The sequence below is a fragment of the Pseudorhodoplanes sp. genome (assembly GCA_032027085.1).
Lineage (GTDB): Bacteria > Pseudomonadota > Alphaproteobacteria > Rhizobiales > Xanthobacteraceae > Pseudorhodoplanes.
The window spans coordinates 2,475,334-2,490,064 of sequence record JAVSMS010000001.1 but is presented as its reverse complement, the minus strand read 5'-3'; the positions used below and the strand labels follow the sequence as shown (position 1 = coordinate 2,490,064).

Annotated in this window: 12 protein-coding genes; 6 read left to right on the top strand and 6 right to left on the bottom strand. The window is 64.7% G+C overall.

Going from position 1 to position 14,731, the window contains the following annotated elements; genetic code table 11:
• Positions 1-205: 205 nt before the first annotated feature.
• The 4 genes from RO009_12000 to RO009_11985 all read right to left on the bottom strand — a co-directional run bounded on the left by RO009_12000 (position 206) and on the right by RO009_11985 (position 5,790).
• Positions 206-1,300, bottom strand: coding sequence for a nickel/cobalt transporter (locus RO009_12000; GenBank protein ID MDT3685748.1), 1,095 nt, complete (start codon positions 1,298-1,300; stop codon positions 206-208).
• On the bottom strand, positions 1,291-1,929 hold the full coding sequence (locus RO009_11995; GenBank protein ID MDT3685747.1) for a DUF1007 family protein: 639 nt from the start codon (positions 1,927-1,929) through the stop codon (positions 1,291-1,293). Before RO009_11995 ends, RO009_12000 begins: the two co-directional genes overlap by 10 nt.
• A gap of 80 nt (positions 1,930-2,009) precedes the next feature.
• A complete protein-coding gene (locus tag RO009_11990; GenBank protein ID MDT3685746.1) occupies positions 2,010-3,605 on the bottom strand; it encodes a gamma-glutamyltransferase in 1,596 nt (531 codons plus the stop codon).
• Between the two features lie 109 nt (positions 3,606-3,714).
• Positions 3,715-5,790, bottom strand: a complete 2,076-nt coding sequence (locus tag RO009_11985; protein ID MDT3685745.1) for a M3 family metallopeptidase — start codon at positions 5,788-5,790, stop codon at positions 3,715-3,717.
• A 122-nt stretch (positions 5,791-5,912) separates the two neighbouring features.
• On the opposite strand from RO009_11985, the gene RO009_11980 reads away from it, so the two are divergent.
• The 4 genes from RO009_11980 to RO009_11965 all read left to right on the top strand — a co-directional run bounded on the left by RO009_11980 (position 5,913) and on the right by RO009_11965 (position 10,064).
• Positions 5,913-6,149: a hypothetical protein gene (locus RO009_11980; protein ID MDT3685744.1), complete on the top strand. Its 237-nt coding sequence runs from the start codon at positions 5,913-5,915 to the stop codon at positions 6,147-6,149.
• A gap of 505 nt (positions 6,150-6,654) precedes the next feature.
• Positions 6,655-7,785, top strand: a complete 1,131-nt coding sequence (locus RO009_11975; protein MDT3685743.1) for a type III PLP-dependent enzyme — start codon at positions 6,655-6,657, stop codon at positions 7,783-7,785.
• A gap of 183 nt (positions 7,786-7,968) precedes the next feature.
• Entirely contained in the window at positions 7,969-8,529 is a 561-nt protein-coding gene (locus tag RO009_11970; GenBank protein ID MDT3685742.1) for an N-acetyltransferase, read from the top strand.
• Between the two features lie 104 nt (positions 8,530-8,633).
• Positions 8,634-10,064: a homospermidine synthase gene (locus tag RO009_11965; protein ID MDT3685741.1), complete on the top strand. Its 1,431-nt coding sequence runs from the start codon at positions 8,634-8,636 to the stop codon at positions 10,062-10,064.
• A gap of 103 nt (positions 10,065-10,167) precedes the next feature.
• On the opposite strand, the gene RO009_11960 is transcribed toward RO009_11965, so the two are convergent.
• Positions 10,168-10,827, bottom strand: a complete 660-nt coding sequence (locus RO009_11960; protein MDT3685740.1) for a DUF924 family protein — start codon at positions 10,825-10,827, stop codon at positions 10,168-10,170.
• A gap of 105 nt (positions 10,828-10,932) precedes the next feature.
• Between RO009_11960 and RO009_11955 the strand changes: the two genes are divergently transcribed.
• Positions 10,933-11,952: a LysR family transcriptional regulator gene (locus RO009_11955; GenBank protein MDT3685739.1), complete on the top strand. Its 1,020-nt coding sequence runs from the start codon at positions 10,933-10,935 to the stop codon at positions 11,950-11,952.
• Between the two features lie 495 nt (positions 11,953-12,447).
• The gene (locus RO009_11950) at positions 12,448-13,578 is read left to right on the top strand and encodes a type III PLP-dependent enzyme (GenBank protein MDT3685738.1); all 1,131 of its coding nucleotides are present in this window, start codon (positions 12,448-12,450) and stop codon (positions 13,576-13,578) included.
• Positions 13,579-13,718: 140 nt separating this feature from the next.
• Here the strand turns inward: RO009_11950 and RO009_11945 are convergent, their stop codons facing one another.
• Positions 13,719-14,726 carry a WD40 repeat domain-containing protein gene (locus tag RO009_11945; protein MDT3685737.1) on the bottom strand — a complete coding sequence of 336 codons (1,008 nt, stop codon included), beginning with the start codon at positions 14,724-14,726 and terminating at the stop codon, positions 13,719-13,721.
• Positions 14,727-14,731 lie beyond the last annotated feature (5 nt).

Below are 14,731 nucleotides of genomic sequence, written 5' to 3'. Positions count from 1 at the left end.
CCCTCAGGCTTTGCATCTGTCATCGCCCGCCACCCGGTCCGCGCGAAGCGCGGCCGGATGACAAGCTTCGCCGGGCAATCCAGTAAACATCTCGCTTTCAGTGATTATTGGATGCCCCGCTACGCAAAGTCGGGTTTACCCGACTTTGCTGAATATACCGATCTCGGATAAATCCGAGATCGGGTGAGGCGTGACAATAATAAATTTACGCCGGGAACATTCGCTCGTTGACCATATAGCCGGTCAGCAGCGCCAGGCCGAAGAGGAATACGAACAGGGCCGCTGCCACTTCCAGGCCGCGCATCGCCAATGTGCCGCTGCCGGGCTGCGAGGAGGCCAGATGGCGCGCCCAGCCCTGTGCGCCGACGGCAATGGTGGCGATGGCGGCGACGGTGATGGCAGTGCCGAGCCCCATCATGAAGGTCGCGCCGACGCCGGCCCAGAAGAGACCTTGCGCTAGCGCAAAGACCAGCACCAATATTGCGCCCGAGCAGGGCCGCAGGCCCACCGCGACGATCGCTGTTAACCCGCGCTGCCAGCCGCCCGGACCGGCGAGATCCTTCGGCTCCGGGCCGTGCGCGTGACCACAATGCGCGTCGTGCTCATGGTCGTGCGCGTGATGGGCATGGCCATGATGATGGTGAGAATGTCCATGTCCATGTCCATGTCCATGTCCATGTTCATGTGCATGTGCATGTGCATGCTGGAAATGCTCGTGCTCGGCCTGCAGTTCGCGGAATGACGCAATGGCGGCGCGGCCCTTGACCCAGAGCAGTCGCAGGCCCAGCAGCGTGATCAGGGAATAGCTGATGATTTCGATATAGCGGACCACATCGCTCATCACGCGCGCCGTCGCGCCAAGCAGGATCGCGGCCACCCCGACCAACGCCACCGCCACCAGCGCCTGCAGGAAAGCCGAGGCAAAGGACAGAATGACGCCGCGCCGCCAGGTCTCGTCGTTGGCGACGACGTAGGACGAGATCACCGCCTTGCCGTGACCGGGACCGGCGGCATGGAAGATGCCGTAGAGAAAAGACAGCCCGAACAATCCCCACACCGCGCTGCCGTCCGCCTTGGCCGCGCGGATCATGCCCGACAGCGCGCGATAGAACTCCGCCTGCTTGGCCAGCAGCCAGCCGACAATCCCGTCCGGCGCCGCTGCCGGTGTCTGCGGCCGCGGCACGCCGAAGGGAGCCGATTGCGCCAGCGCCGCATCGACAAGGGCCGCACCACCGACGACGATCGCCGCCGACACAGCGAGCAGCAACCCAAATCGCTTCCGCACCGGCGTCACTGGCATTTCACGGAAATCTTGTTGGCGAATTGCGTGCCGAATGGATTCTTCGGATCCATGTTGTTGAAAAAACTCTCGCCGAGATTCTTGGCGCCGCCAGTGTCGTTCGGCTTGGCGACATTCAGCTTGCAGCCCGCCGGCGCGGCGACGAGGGTGATCGGATCTTTCTCGGCGAGTTCGAATGAGACGAAATAGACCGGATCGTAGATATCGAGATTGAGATCCTTGACCGCGACCGGCGTCTTCAGCGGCAAGGTGAAGTTCAGCGTCAGCTCCTGGTTGGTGTAATCGAGCCAGTAATCCTTCGGGTCGGCGAACTCGATCTTCTGGCCGTTGAGCTTGCCTTCGGTGAAGAAATCGAACTCCTTCATCGAGGTGACATTCACCTCCGCGAGCGGCGCCAGTTCCTCGCGGGTAAAGACACCCTTTTGCTTCTGCTCCAGTCCCTGCGTCGCATAGGTCGAGAACATGTCGTCGAAGGTCCAGGCGTGACGGATTCCGGTCACCTTGCCCTCGCTGTCATGCACGATCTCGCTCCTGACGGTGACGAAGACATGCGGATGCGCGTTCGCCGCGGTCGCGCCGCAAGCGAGCGTCAAAGCCGCAGCAAACAGGGCTTTCAGCACACGGGTCATAAAAGCTGCCGGTGAAATTCGGATGAGGCGGACGATATCACGGAGTGCGGCGGAATAGAGGCCGAACGTCCTTTATGACATCAAATTCCGGCAACGCCGGCGTCGGCACGCGGATCGTGCCCACCCTCCAGCGTGCCATTGGGATGCAGGACCACCGCCCCGGCATGGCCCATCGTGTCGGAATAGGCATCGTTCATGACCTCAACGTCATGGCCGGCTGACAGCAGGCGGTCGATCAGATTGCCGTCGAAGCGCTGCTCCAAGCGCAGATTGGTATGCGCCGAGCCCCAGGTGCGGCCGAGCAGCCAGCGCGGCGCGTCGATGGCCTGATCGAGCGGCTGGCGGAACAGCGCGTGACGGGCGAACAGCATGGCTTGCGTCTGCGGCTGGCCGTCGCCGCCCATGGTGCCATAGGCCATGACGCGGCCATCCTTGAGCACGGCAAGCGCCGGATTGAGCGTGTGGAACGGCAAGCGGCCGGGTTCAAGCGGATTTGCGGCGTTCTTGTCGAGGCTGAAGCTGGCGCCGCGATTCTGCAACAAGACGCCGGTCGCCGGCAGCACGCAGCCGGAGCCGAATTCCCAGTAGATCGACTGGATATAGGAGACGACAAGGCCGGATGAATCGGCGGTGCCCATCCAGATGGTGTCGCCCTTGTCCGCAGGAGCGGGCCAGGGCGCGGCCTTCTTGCGATCTATTCGCTGTGCTTCCCGGTCGAGAAACATCTCCTCCAGATATTTTTCCAGCGGCTCTTTCAGTTTGCTCGGATCGGTGATCACGCGGTCGCGGACGCGGAACGCGCGCTTGGTGGATTCGACGAGGCCATGCACAAAATCGAAGCTCTCGGCTTCGGTAACGCGCAGCCGCTCCAACAGTGCCAAAATGATCAACGAGGCCAGCCCTTGCGTCGGCGGCGGCGCATTGTAGAGCGTGGCGGCCTTCAGCGTAACCGACAGCGGCTCCGCGACATAGGCCTTGTAGCGCTCGAGATCGGCGCGCGTCACCGGCGAGCCGATGCGCTCCAGGTCGGCGGCGATCTCGCGTCCGACGTCGCCGCGATAGAAATCGTCGAGCCCGGCATTCGCCAGATGATCGAGCATGGCCGCGAAGGCCGGCTGCTTCATGGTCGTGCCCTGCTCCGGCGGCTTGCCGTCGACCAGGAACGCGTCGGCGAAGCCGGGCACGTCTTTCAGCTCGGAAAGCTTCTCGCTGGTGAGCGCCGCCTGGCTGCGCGTGACGGTGTAGCCATTGCGCGCATGACCGATTGCGTTCGCGAGCAGCACGTCGAGCGGCATCTTGCCACCCCGCGCGGCGGCCGCTTCGAGCGCGATCATCCAGCCGCCGATCGCGCCCGGCACGGTGAGGGCTGCGAGCGGCCCGCGCGGCGGGATCGTGTCATGCCCGCGCTCGCGATAGAAGGCCGGCGTCGCCTTCGCGCCCGCCGGCCCCGGCGCCATCAGCGCGCGCACGCGCCCCGACGGCTCGCGAAGGAGCCAGAAGCCGTCGCCGCCGACATGATTCATGTGCGGATAGACCGCCGCGATGGTCGCCGCCATCGCCACCATCGCCTCGAGCGCATTGCCGCCCTCCGCCAGCACATGGCGGCCCGCTTCGGCGGCGGCATGATGGGGCGCGGCGCAAACGCCGCGGCGAAATCCGGCGGAGTGGAGAGGCATTATGTGTTTCCGTTATGCCCGCGCTTGTCGCGGGCATCCACGTCTTTACGGGAGCGCCATGGATAAAAGACGTGGATGCTCGGGACAAGCCCGGCCATGACGAACGAGGCTAAGCCTCCCCTGCCGGCACCGCATCGAGCAGCCCGCGCCGCTGCAGCAAGGCGTCCGGCGTCGGCATCTTTCCGCGGAAGGCGATATAGGCGGCCTCCGGATCGCGGGCGCCGCCGGCGGCATAGATATTGTCGCGCAGCCGCTTCGCGGTTTCCGGGTCGAAGATGTCGCCCGCTTCCTCGAAGGCGCGGAAGGCGTCGGCGTCCAGCACCTCCGCCCACATGTAGCAGTAGTAGGCCGAGGAATAGCCGTCGCCCGAGAACACGTGCTGAAAATGCGACGGCCGGTGCCGCATCACGATCTCGTCGGGCATGCCGATGCGATCCAGCGCGGCCTTCTCGAAGGCAACAACATCGGGCACGTCGCCGCTTTCCAGAGAATGGAAATCGAGATCGACGATTGCCGAGGAGACATACTCCACCGTCGCGCAGCCCTGATCGAAGGCGCGCGCATCGAGCACCTTCTGCAGCAGCGCCTCCGGGATCGGCTCGCCGGTCTTGTGATGCACGGCGAAGCGCCGCAGCACCTCCGGCCGCTCCAGCCAGTGCTCGTAAAGCTGCGAGGGCAGTTCGACGAAATCGCGCAGCACGCTGGTGCCGGACACACTCGGATAAGTCACATCCGAGAGCAGACCGTGCAGGCCATGCCCGAATTCATGGAACAGCGTACGCGCATCGTCGAAGGAAAGGAGCGTCGGCTCGCCGTCCGCCGCCTTGTTGAAATTCATTACATTGACCACTAGCGGCCGCACGTCGCCGTTCAGCTTCTCCTGGTCGCGCAACGTCGTCATCCAGGCGCCGGAATGTTTCGAGGGACGCGCGAAATAATCGCCGAAGAACAGACCGACCGCACGGCCATCGGCCGCGGTGACATCCCACACGCGCACGTCGGGGTGCCAGACCGGCACGTCGCGGCGCTCCTTGAAATTCAGACCGAACAGGCGATGCGCGGTGTCAAAGGCGGCTTCGATGATCCTGTCGAGCTGCAGGTAGGACTTGATCGTCGCCTCATCGACGTCATGCAGCTTCTTGCGCAGCTTCTCAGCGTAGTAGCGCCAGTCCCAGGGCGCGAGACGGAAATTGCCGCCCTCCTCCTGAGCGAGCTGCTGCATGGCGTCGCGATCCGCCAGCGCACGGGCGCGGGCGCGCGGCCAGACCTCGCCGAGCAGGTCGCGCACGGCCGCCGGCATCTTCGCCATGCAGTCGTCGAGCCGGTAATGCGCGAAGGTCGGATAGCCGAGCAACTTCGCGCGTTCGGCCCGCAGCTTTACCATCTCTGCGATGATCGCCTTGTTGTCGGTCGCGCCGCCCTTGTCGCCGCGCGCGGTCCAGTCCTTGAACAGCTTCTCCCGCAAATCGCGGCGCGCGGAGAACTGCAGGAATGGCTCGACGCTGGAGCGCGAAAGCGTGATCACGTGCTTGTCGGGCAGGCCTCTTTCCTCTGCCGCTTCGCGCGCCGCCGCGGCCACAAAATCGGGCAGGCCTGCAAGGTCGTCCGGCGCCTCCAGCACCAGCCGGTAATCCTGCTCGTCGGCCAGCACATTCTGGCCGAAGGCGGTGGCGAGTTCCGCGAGCCGCTCGCCGATCTGCGCGAGGCGTTTCTTTGTTGCCGGCTCCAGATGCGCGCCGGCCCGACGGAAAGCGGTGCGGTGGCGTTCCAGCACGCGCGCCTGCTCCGGCGTGAGCGTCAAGCCGGCGCGCTTGGTCCACACCGCCTCGACCCGGCGAAACAGCGCCTCGTTGAGGTTGATGGCGTTGTGATGCGCGGCGAGCTTCGGCGCCATCTCGCGCTCGATCTGCATGATGGCGTCGCTGGTATGGGCGCCCGCCAGATTGAAGAAGACGGCGGAGACACGATCCAGCATCCGGCCGCTGTCTTCCAATACCCGTATGGTGTTGTCGAAGTCCGGCGCGGCGCTCTGGCCGGCAATGGCGTCGATCTCGGCCCGGTGCTGTGCCATCGCCTGCTCGAAGGCAGGGACAAAATGCTCCGGCCGAATCGCCGCAAAGGGCGGCACGCCGTCCGGCCCCGGCCATGGCTTGAGCAGCGGATTGGTGTCGGGCGCCTGTGTCATGCGGGGATTCCATGCAGGAGGAGGGTGAATTGAGCCTGAAATGGGACTTTCGGCCCCATAAATCCAGACTTGATCAGACCCGCCCTTTCGACGACATTGCCGCCCGCTTGAAGGAGAACCCCATGGCTCGAAGCCGCCGCATCCACTGGCTGAACGTGCTGACCGTGATCAGCGCGGCGATCCTGATCGCCGCCGAGGTGTTCGGCGTCGCCTTTGCCGCCGGCTGGGCGATCTCCAACCTGTTCCAGCTTGGCGAGTATGTCGCGCGCGCGCTGCAGGGCATCTTCTTCCTGATCGGGCTGTTCGTCATGGTGCAGTTCGTGCGCAACGCCAAGAAGGTCGAGCCGTTCACCGGGTGAGCGGCGCTGCAATTCTTTCCAAACGTTTACGTCCGGCGAGAGATTTTCTGTGTGCAGGCAAATCAATGCTTGCATTCGAAGTGCACTTTTCTTATCTGCACCTCGCCCAAATTCGCACGTGCCTGTGGACGTGTGTCGGTCGGTGGGCGTCCGGACAAGAGGCCGGATAGCCGCCTAAGGAAGGGACCTGCCTTCCTTGCATCAGCGACCGGCAGCCGGAGGCGAAACCGGCGATCCCCGCTCTCAACGGGGGACGCGTCTTAAAGCAACGACGGAGCGGGCTTCTAGGTAACTCCCGGCTGTCCAAAAGCCGGACCTGTAGCCGAAGAGGCTTGTCCTTCATTGCCAGGTGTGCGGAACGGGATCCTCCCTTTCCAATCCAAGGCAGCCAGTCGGGTCGCGAGCCCGGCGCTTGTCGCGCTTCCATCGCGCGGCGGCGTCCATCGCGGACCGGCGCTCATCGCGGACGGCGCAGCCGTCCCCTTGTGCCGTTTTGGAGAGCGAGATGACCGACCGCATTCGCGAGTTCCTGCGCCAGCGCCGGGATGACGGGCCGTGCCTTGTCGTCGACCTCGACGTCGTGCGCGACAATTACAACGCCTTCGCCAAGGCGCTGCCGGACAGCCGCGTGTTCTACGCCGTGAAGGCGAACCCGGCGCCGGAAGTGCTGTCCTTGCTGGCCTCGATGGGCTCGTGCTTCGACACCGCCTCGGTCGCCGAGATCGAGATGGTGCTCGCGGCCGGCGCGACGGCCGACCGCATCTCCTATGGCAACACCATCAAGAAGGAGCGCGATATCGCGCGCGCCTTTGCGCTCGGCGTGCGCCTGTTCGCGGTCGACTGCAAGGCCGAGGTCGAGAAGGTCGCCCGCGCGGCGCCTGAGGCGAAGGTGTTCTGCCGCATCCTGTGCGACGGCGCCGGCGCGGAATGGCCGCTGTCGCGCAAGTTCGGCTGCGAGCCGGCCATGGCCGCGGACGTGCTGGAGCACGCGCACCGGCTGGGCCTTGCCGCCTACGGCATTTCCTTCCATGTCGGTTCGCAGCAGCGCAACCAGCATGCCTGGGACCGTGCGCTGGCGCAGGCGGCCGCCGTGTTCAAGGAGTGCGGCGAGCGCGGCATCAACCTGTCGATGGTCAATCTTGGCGGCGGCTTCCCGACCAGGTACCTGAAGAACGTGCCGACGGTGAAGACCTACGGCTCGGCGATCTTCCGCGCGCTGCGCAAGCATTTCGGCAACCGCATCCCGGAGACCATCATCGAGCCGGGCCGCGGCATGGTCGGCAATGCCGGCGTGATCGAGACCGAAGTCGTCCTCGTCTCCAAGAAGAGCGAGGAGGACGAGGTGCGTTGGGTCTATCTCGACATCGGCAAGTTCGGCGGCCTCGCCGAGACGATGGACGAGTCGATCCGCTATCCGATCAGGACGCCACGCGACGATGCGGAGATGTCGCCGTGCATCCTCGCCGGCCCGACCTGCGACTCGGCGGACGTGCTCTACGAGAAGCAGCCGTATCTGCTGCCGGTGAGCCTGGAGATCGGCGACAAGCTGCTGATCGAGGGCACCGGCGCCTATACGGCCACCTACTCATCGGTCGCCTTCAACGGCTTCCCGCCGCTGAAGACGTATCACATCTGACATCGCCGGGAGCCGGCCGAAGCCGGCTCCCCTTTTCTCTTAACGGCATTCATCCGTCATCCTGCGGGCCTCGCGCGGCGAGGCCCTCGAAGGGCGACGGCCAAAACGTCAAGGACCTGGCTGTCACCCTTCGAGGCGCGCTGCGTGCGCGCCTCAGGTGACGGTCCAGGACGGAGTGGACCGATGATCGCCATCCGCAAGGAACGCGTCTCCGATATTGCCGCGCGCGAAGCATTGCTCGACCGCGCCTACGGATCCGCGCGCTTCACCAAGACCTCGGCGCGCCTGCGCGAGGGCCGACTGCCGGCGGACGGCCTGTCCTTCGTCGCGACCGAGCGCGACACGATCGTCGGCACCGTTCGCCTCTGGAATGTGTCGGCCGGACCCGGACAGCGGGCATTGCTGCTCGGCCCGCTGGCGGTCGATCCGGCGCACCAGGGCAAGGGCCTTGGCGCCAGGCTGATGAAACACGCGATCAGTGCGGCGCGCATGCGCGGCCATGACGCGATCCTGCTTGTCGGCGACGCGCCTTACTATGGCCGCTTCGGCTTCTCGGCGGAGAAGACCGGATCGCTGCGGATGCCAGGTGCGTATGAGCAGCACCGGCTGCTCGGCCTCGAGCTGACGGCCGGCGCCCTTGCCGGCGCCCGCGGCCTGATCGGCGCGACCGGTCGTCCGGCAGCGAAGCCCGACATCGCGGCGGAGCGGAAGGCTGTCAACAGGCGCACACCGCGCGCAGCCTGAGTTTGCCAGCCCTTCACTTTGGGGCTATCGCGGAGCGTCTTCCGCGATGGCCCCGCCTTTCGCCCATCCCGAACACGCCTGAAGAGTCCTGGGAGCAAAGAAAGATGACCACCTGGCCTGTGCACGCCAAGATCGATGGCCCCGTCGTCATGATCGGATTTGGTTCGATCGGCAAAGGCTTGCTGCCGCTGATCGAGCGGCATTTTGCCTTCGACAAGGCGCGCTTCGTGGTCATCGACCCCGAGGACAAGGATCGAAGCCTGCTCGACCAGCGCGGCATCCGCTTCGTCCACGAGGCAGTGACCAAAAACAATTACCGCGAGCTGCTCACGCCCCTTCTGACCAAGGGCGGCGGCCAGGGCTTCTGCGTCAACGTTTCAGTCGATACCTCCTCGCTCGATATCATGGAGCTGTGCCGGGAGATCGGCGCGCTCTACATCGACACCGTGGTCGAGCCCTGGGCCGGCTTCTATTTCGATCCGCAGAAGGGGCCGGAAGCGCGCTCCAACTATGCCCTGCGCGAGACCATTCTCGAGGCGCGCCGCAAGAAGCCGGGCGGCACCACCGCCGTGTCCTGCTGCGGCGCCAATCCCGGCATGGTGTCCTGGTTCGTGAAGCAGGCGCTGCTCGACATCGCCCGCGACACCGGCCTGAAGGTGAAGGAGCCGGCGAGCCGCGAGGAATGGGGCCGGCTGGCACAGCAGCTCGGCGTGAAAGGCATCCATATCGCCGAGCGCGACACCCAGCGCGCCAAGAAGCCGAAGCCGCAGAATGTCTTCGTCAACACCTGGTCGGTGGAGGGCTTTACCGGCGAAGGCCTGCAGCCGTCCGAGCTCGGCTTCGGCACGCATGAAAAATGGATGCCGGCGAACGGCCATCATCACAAGAGCGGCTGCGGCTCGGCGATCTATCTGCTGCAGCCGGGCGCCGACACGCGCGTGCGCTCCTGGACGCCGACGGCGCAGGCGCAGCGCGCGTTCCTGGTCACCCACAACGAGTCAATTTCGATTGCGGACTATTTCACGCTGCGTGAGGGCGGCAAGGTCGTGTACCGGCCGACCTGCCACTACGCCTATCATCCCTGCAACGACGCGGTGCTGTCGCTGCACGAGATGTTCGGCCAGGCCGGCAAGCGGCAGGATACGTTCCACATTCTCGACGAAAACGAGATCGTGGATGGCATCGACGAGCTCGGCGTGCTGGTCTACGGCCACAAGAAGAACGCCTATTGGTACGGCTCGCAGCTCTCGATCGACGAGACGCGGGAACTGGCGCCGTATCAGAACGCAACCGGCCTGCAGGTGACCTCGGCGGTGATGACGGGCATGGTCTGGGCGCTGGAAAATCCGAATGCCGGCATCATCGAGGCCGACGAGATGGATTTCCGCCGCTGCCTCGAGGTGCAGCGGCCCTATCTCGGCCCCGTGGTCGGCGTTTACACCGACTGGACGCCGCTCACCGATCGTCCCGGACTCTTTCCGGAAGACATCGACGAGAGCGACCCGTGGCAATTCCGGAACGTGCTGGTGCGATAGCACGACGTCATTGCTGGCCGCGAGCGGCGTGGCCCGGCAACGCGTTCTCCATATTGGAGCCATGGCCGGGTCGCGCCCGGCCATGGCTGTTTCTACGCGCACGTCACCCGGCGAAGCCGCCTTCATCGAGAAATTGCTGCTCCTCCGACCGCATCGCCCGACCGAGGATCGGATTGCGATGCGGGAAGCGGCCGAAGCGGCGGATGATGTCGCGATGCCGCCGGGCATGGGACGGGACCGGCTCCGGCAGCGATGCCGCGAGCGCGACCGAGCGTTCCTGATCCGCCAGGATTTCGGAATGGGCGAACGGCAGATAGAAGAATGGCCTGAGATCGGTCTCGAAATTCTGATCATGCCCCGCGCGCAGCGCTGCGTCCGCGATACGGCAGGCGAGCGCATCGGTCGCGTACATGCGCGGGGTGCCGCGAAATGCGTTTCGGGGAAATTGATCGAGCAGCAGCAACAGCGCAAGCGACTCGTCGGCCGAATCCGGGCTTGCAGTGTCCGCACGCGCGACCCGCTCATGCAGGGACAAGAACCGCTCGCGGAACCTCTGGTCAAATTCCGGGCGCTGACCGAACCACTCCTCGCGTCCGGCCTCGATCCAGAACCGGATCACTGCCGCCGCCTCCGACAACGACAGCAGGGGCGTTCGTTGCGCCCGCTGCCGCAGTCCACCGCCGGCATCGAAAGAGTTGAGTTCCGCGAAGCTTTCGCGCGTCGCAGCATCTGTGCCTGCGTCTTTGTTGAACAATCGCAACATTCTTCGAATCTCCAACATGGTTGTGGCGGCCGCACCGCGCGAACCGCTGCATGCGCGAAAATGGGCGCTGGACCATGATGAATCCAATGATATGATTTCAGTATAATGCTGAACGAAATTAACATCTCGCGGAATGACCTCAACCTGCTGGTGTTGTTCCAGGCAGTCATGGAGGAGGCGCATGTCGGCCGCGCCGCACGGCGGCTGAACCTCACGCCGTCGGCCGTTAGTCACGGTCTCGGGCGACTCCGCCAGATGTTCAAAGACCCGCTGTTTCTGCGCGCGCCAAAGGGCGTCGTGCCCACCGAGCGCGCGACACAGCTCGCCGCGCCGATCGCCGATATCCTGACACGCGTAAGTCGGATCGTTGCGACCGTGGAGCCCTTCGATCCTGCCAGATCGCGCCGCACCTTCACGATCGGCGCTCCGGATGCTGTCGTCCTGCCGCAGCTGTTGCCGGTGCTGCGCCGGATGGCTCCCAATATCGATATCAGGTTGCGCCAGCTCTTACCGTCAGCCGGCAGCCCGACGCGGGGCCATGTCTGGATGAATGCCTTTACCGAACTGGACGCGCGCGCGCTCGATATCGCCATCGCGCCGTTCTCCGGGATTCCGGCGCGCTTCGTCTCGCATACGCTGTATGACGAGGACTTCGTTATCGCCTCGCGCCCCCGTCATCCTTTCGCAAGGTCGCCCAGCCTGGAGACATTCTGCGCCGCGCAGCATCTGCTCGTATCCCAAAGCGGCGACAGCTACGGTTTCGTGGACGGGCTGCTTGCCGAGCGTGGATTCAGCCGGCGCATCGCCTTGACCGTTCCGAACTTCATGCTGGCACTTGCGGTGATCGCGGAGACGGACCTCATCATGGCAATCCCGAGACACTTTGTGTCGCTTCATGCGAAGCGGTTCGACCTGACTGTGACCGAGCCGCCGATTCCTCTCGGTGGTGACCCGCTGCAGGCCGTCGCCTCGAAAGCAGCGATGATGGATGATGGGATCGCCTGGCTGTTCGGTGTGCTGCGGGACAATTGGCCGACGATGCGAGCCAAGCCGCGGGGAATGCGTTACCCCAGGGCCGGCGTATCGCGCGCATCGCGGCAGCAAGCAATCGTTAAGATGCGTTAAGAGATCGTGACCGGAAGAAGGCGAGCGCCGCGCGAGCGACGCTCGCCTTCTCGTTCGGTGAGTCAAAAAAACTTGCTGCACGAGTCGATTCGATTTATTTTTCGCCTGCCCAAATTCGCACGTGCCTGTGGACGTGTGTCGGTCGGTAGGTATCCGGACAAGAGGCCGGACAGCCGCCAAGGAGATAGCAACGCTTCCTCCTTGCACGAGTGACCGGCAGCCGGAGGCGAAACCGGCCCACCCCGCTCTCAACGGGGGACGCGTCTTAAAGCAACGACGGAGCGGGCTTTTTTGGAACGCTGGCGCAAATGCCGGAGCACTAAAAAGGCTTGTCAGTCATTGCCGGCCGTGCGGAGCGGGATCTCCCCATCCGGACCAAGGCAGAGTTATCGCGGTGATGTTGAAGGACGCCGTTCCAGCGGCCGCCGGCACGCATCATCAAAGGTCCATTTGCAGCGGCTCTCGCCGCGCATGCTGGTTGAGGGGAACCGGTCGATGACCGCACGCATCCGCGAATTTCTGAAGAACCGCCGTGAGGACGGACCATGTCTCGTCCTCGACACCGACATCGTGCGCGAGAACTATCTCGCCTTCGCCAACGCCCTGCCCGACACCAAGGTGTTCTATGCAGTGAAGGCCAATCCGGCACCGGAAGTGCTCAGGCTTCTGGTCGAGCTCGGCTCCTCCTTTGACGTCGCCTCGATCCAGGAGACGCGCGACGTGCTGGCCGCCGGCGCAACGCCCGACCGCATCTCCTACGGCAACCCGATCAAGAAGGAGAGCGAGATCGCGGCGGCCTTCCAGCTCGGCATCACCCTCTTCGCGATCGATTGCGAGGCGGAGGTGGGGAAGGTCGCGCGCGCGGCGCCCGGCAGCAAGGTGATCTGCCGCATCCGTTGCGACGGCACCGGTGCCGAATGGCCGCTGTCGCGCAAATTCGGCTGCGAGCCGGAATTCGCCGCCGACATTCTGGAGCTGGCGCACCGGCAGGGCCTCGTCGCCTACGGCATTTCCTTCCATGTCGGCTCGCAGCAGCAGAATGTGCAGGCCTGGGACGCTGCGCTCGCCTCGGCCGCGGCGGTGTTCCGCACCTGCTCCGAGCGTGGCATCAACCTGTCGCTGGTCAATCTCGGCGGCGGCTTCCCGGCGAAATATCTGCGCAAGACGCCGAAGCTCGAATCCTATGGTCGCGCCATCTTCCGCGCGCTGCGGCGCCATTTCGGCAACCGCATCCCGGAAACCATTATCGAGCCGGGCCGCGGCCTCGTCGGCAATGCCGGCATGATCGAAGCGGAAGTGGTGCTGATCGCCAAGCGCTCGCCAGAGGATGAGGTGCGCTGGGTCTATCTCGACATCGGCAAGTTCCACGGTCTCGCCGAGACCATCGACGAATCGATCCGCTATCCGATCCGGACCAAGCGTGACCGCGACGAGATGGCCCCTTGTGTGCTGGCGGGACCCACCTGCGATTCGGTCGATGTGCTCTACGAGAAGAACCCCTACCCGCTGCCGGTGTCACTCGCCATCGGCGACAAGGTGCTGATCGAAGCCACCGGGGCCTACACGACAATGTATTCATCGGTCGGCTTCAACGGCTTTCCGCCGCTGCGGCAATATGTGATCTGAGCGCGGGAAGCGCAGACCTGGAACGGGCGGCCACACGGCCGCCCGTTTTGCTTTCGGCGGAGTTCGTAGGGCTGATTTAGCGAAGCGTAATCCGCCAACTTGCCTCGGCGCGTAACCCGCCCTACGAATTCCCGCCGATTTCACGTCAAATCGACGATACCCGCCTCGCCGTCTTCACACCCAAACGCCAGTCGTGTTCCGGCATTGCTCCAGCCGAGCGCGGAGATCGGCGCGTCGCCGGGCCGCTTCGCCAATATTTCGGCGCCGTCGGCGACGCGCACCAGCAGCACCAGGCCATCGGCATAACCGCACGCAACCACCGGCTGCTTCGGATGACAGGCGACGATGTTGAGCCGCGCCGAATGCGGCGCGTACAGGGTGGGCTGCTTGCCCATCGGGCCGTCCTTGGTCTGGAACGGCCAGAGGATGAGCTGGTCGGCGCCGCCGGTGGCAAGAAAATCGCCGCCCGCCGTCCATTCCATCGAGCGCACGCGCGCGGCGTAGCCCGACATGCGCATGTGCTTGCCGTCCATCAGCCGCCAGCCATGCAGCATCGGCTCCTGCATCGGGGTGATGATGAACTTGCCGTCCGGACTGACGGTGATGCCAAGATGCGAGCCTTTCCAGTCCAGCGTCTCGGGCTTGCCCTGCACATTCGGAAACCAGAGTGTCGCGCCATTGTAATGCGCGATGGCGAGGCGGAAGCCTTTGGGCATGAACGCGAGACCGCCGGCGGTTGAGGCTAGGTCGAGGCTGCGCCCCTCGCCCTTCCTGTTTTGCACGAAGGCGGTTTTGCCGACCGACCAGGCGACGGCCCCGTCGGGGCCAAGGGCGACGTGATCGATCCAGCGCTTCTTTTCGTCTGACGCGATGATGCGCGTTTCGCCGGCGGCGTTGGTCGCAATGACCTTGCCATCATCACCGCCGGTGACGACACGCTCGCCGTTGCCGGCCGAGGCGAGGATGCCGCCGGCATGCATGGCAACACGCTGTTCGCCGCCATCCGGCGCGACAAACAGCAGCGCTTCTTCGCCGGTGACGAACACGGCGCGGTCCCCGAGGAAATGCACACCGACAACGGACTCGCCGGCTTTCAGGGGTGGGGTTTTATCGGTGATGGAGGGGATGTCGGATCGGGACTCTGTCAACGTTA

Excerpts from the sequence above, each read along its gene's own strand:
- RO009_11955 (MDT3685739.1), top strand. The coding sequence starts at position 10,933 with ATGCTGAACGAAATTAACATCTCGCGGAATGACCTCAACCTGCTGGTG.
- RO009_11950 (MDT3685738.1), top strand. The coding sequence starts at position 12,448 with ATGACCGCACGCATCCGCGAATTTCTGAAGAACCGCCGTGAGGACGGA.
- RO009_11995 (MDT3685747.1), bottom strand. The coding sequence starts at position 1,929 with ATGACCCGTGTGCTGAAAGCCCTGTTTGCTGCGGCTTTGACGCTCGCT.
- RO009_11985 (MDT3685745.1), bottom strand. The coding sequence starts at position 5,790 with ATGACACAGGCGCCCGACACCAATCCGCTGCTCAAGCCATGGCCGGGG.
- RO009_11965 (MDT3685741.1), top strand. The coding sequence starts at position 8,634 with ATGACCACCTGGCCTGTGCACGCCAAGATCGATGGCCCCGTCGTCATG.
- RO009_11990 (MDT3685746.1), bottom strand. The coding sequence starts at position 3,605 with ATGCCTCTCCACTCCGCCGGATTTCGCCGCGGCGTTTGCGCCGCGCCC.
- RO009_11970 (MDT3685742.1), top strand. The coding sequence starts at position 7,969 with ATGATCGCCATCCGCAAGGAACGCGTCTCCGATATTGCCGCGCGCGAA.
- RO009_12000 (MDT3685748.1), bottom strand. The coding sequence starts at position 1,300 with ATGCCAGTGACGCCGGTGCGGAAGCGATTTGGGTTGCTGCTCGCTGTG.
- RO009_11960 (MDT3685740.1), bottom strand. The coding sequence starts at position 10,827 with ATGTTGCGATTGTTCAACAAAGACGCAGGCACAGATGCTGCGACGCGC.
- RO009_11975 (MDT3685743.1), top strand. The coding sequence starts at position 6,655 with ATGACCGACCGCATTCGCGAGTTCCTGCGCCAGCGCCGGGATGACGGG.
- RO009_11980 (MDT3685744.1), top strand. The coding sequence starts at position 5,913 with ATGGCTCGAAGCCGCCGCATCCACTGGCTGAACGTGCTGACCGTGATC.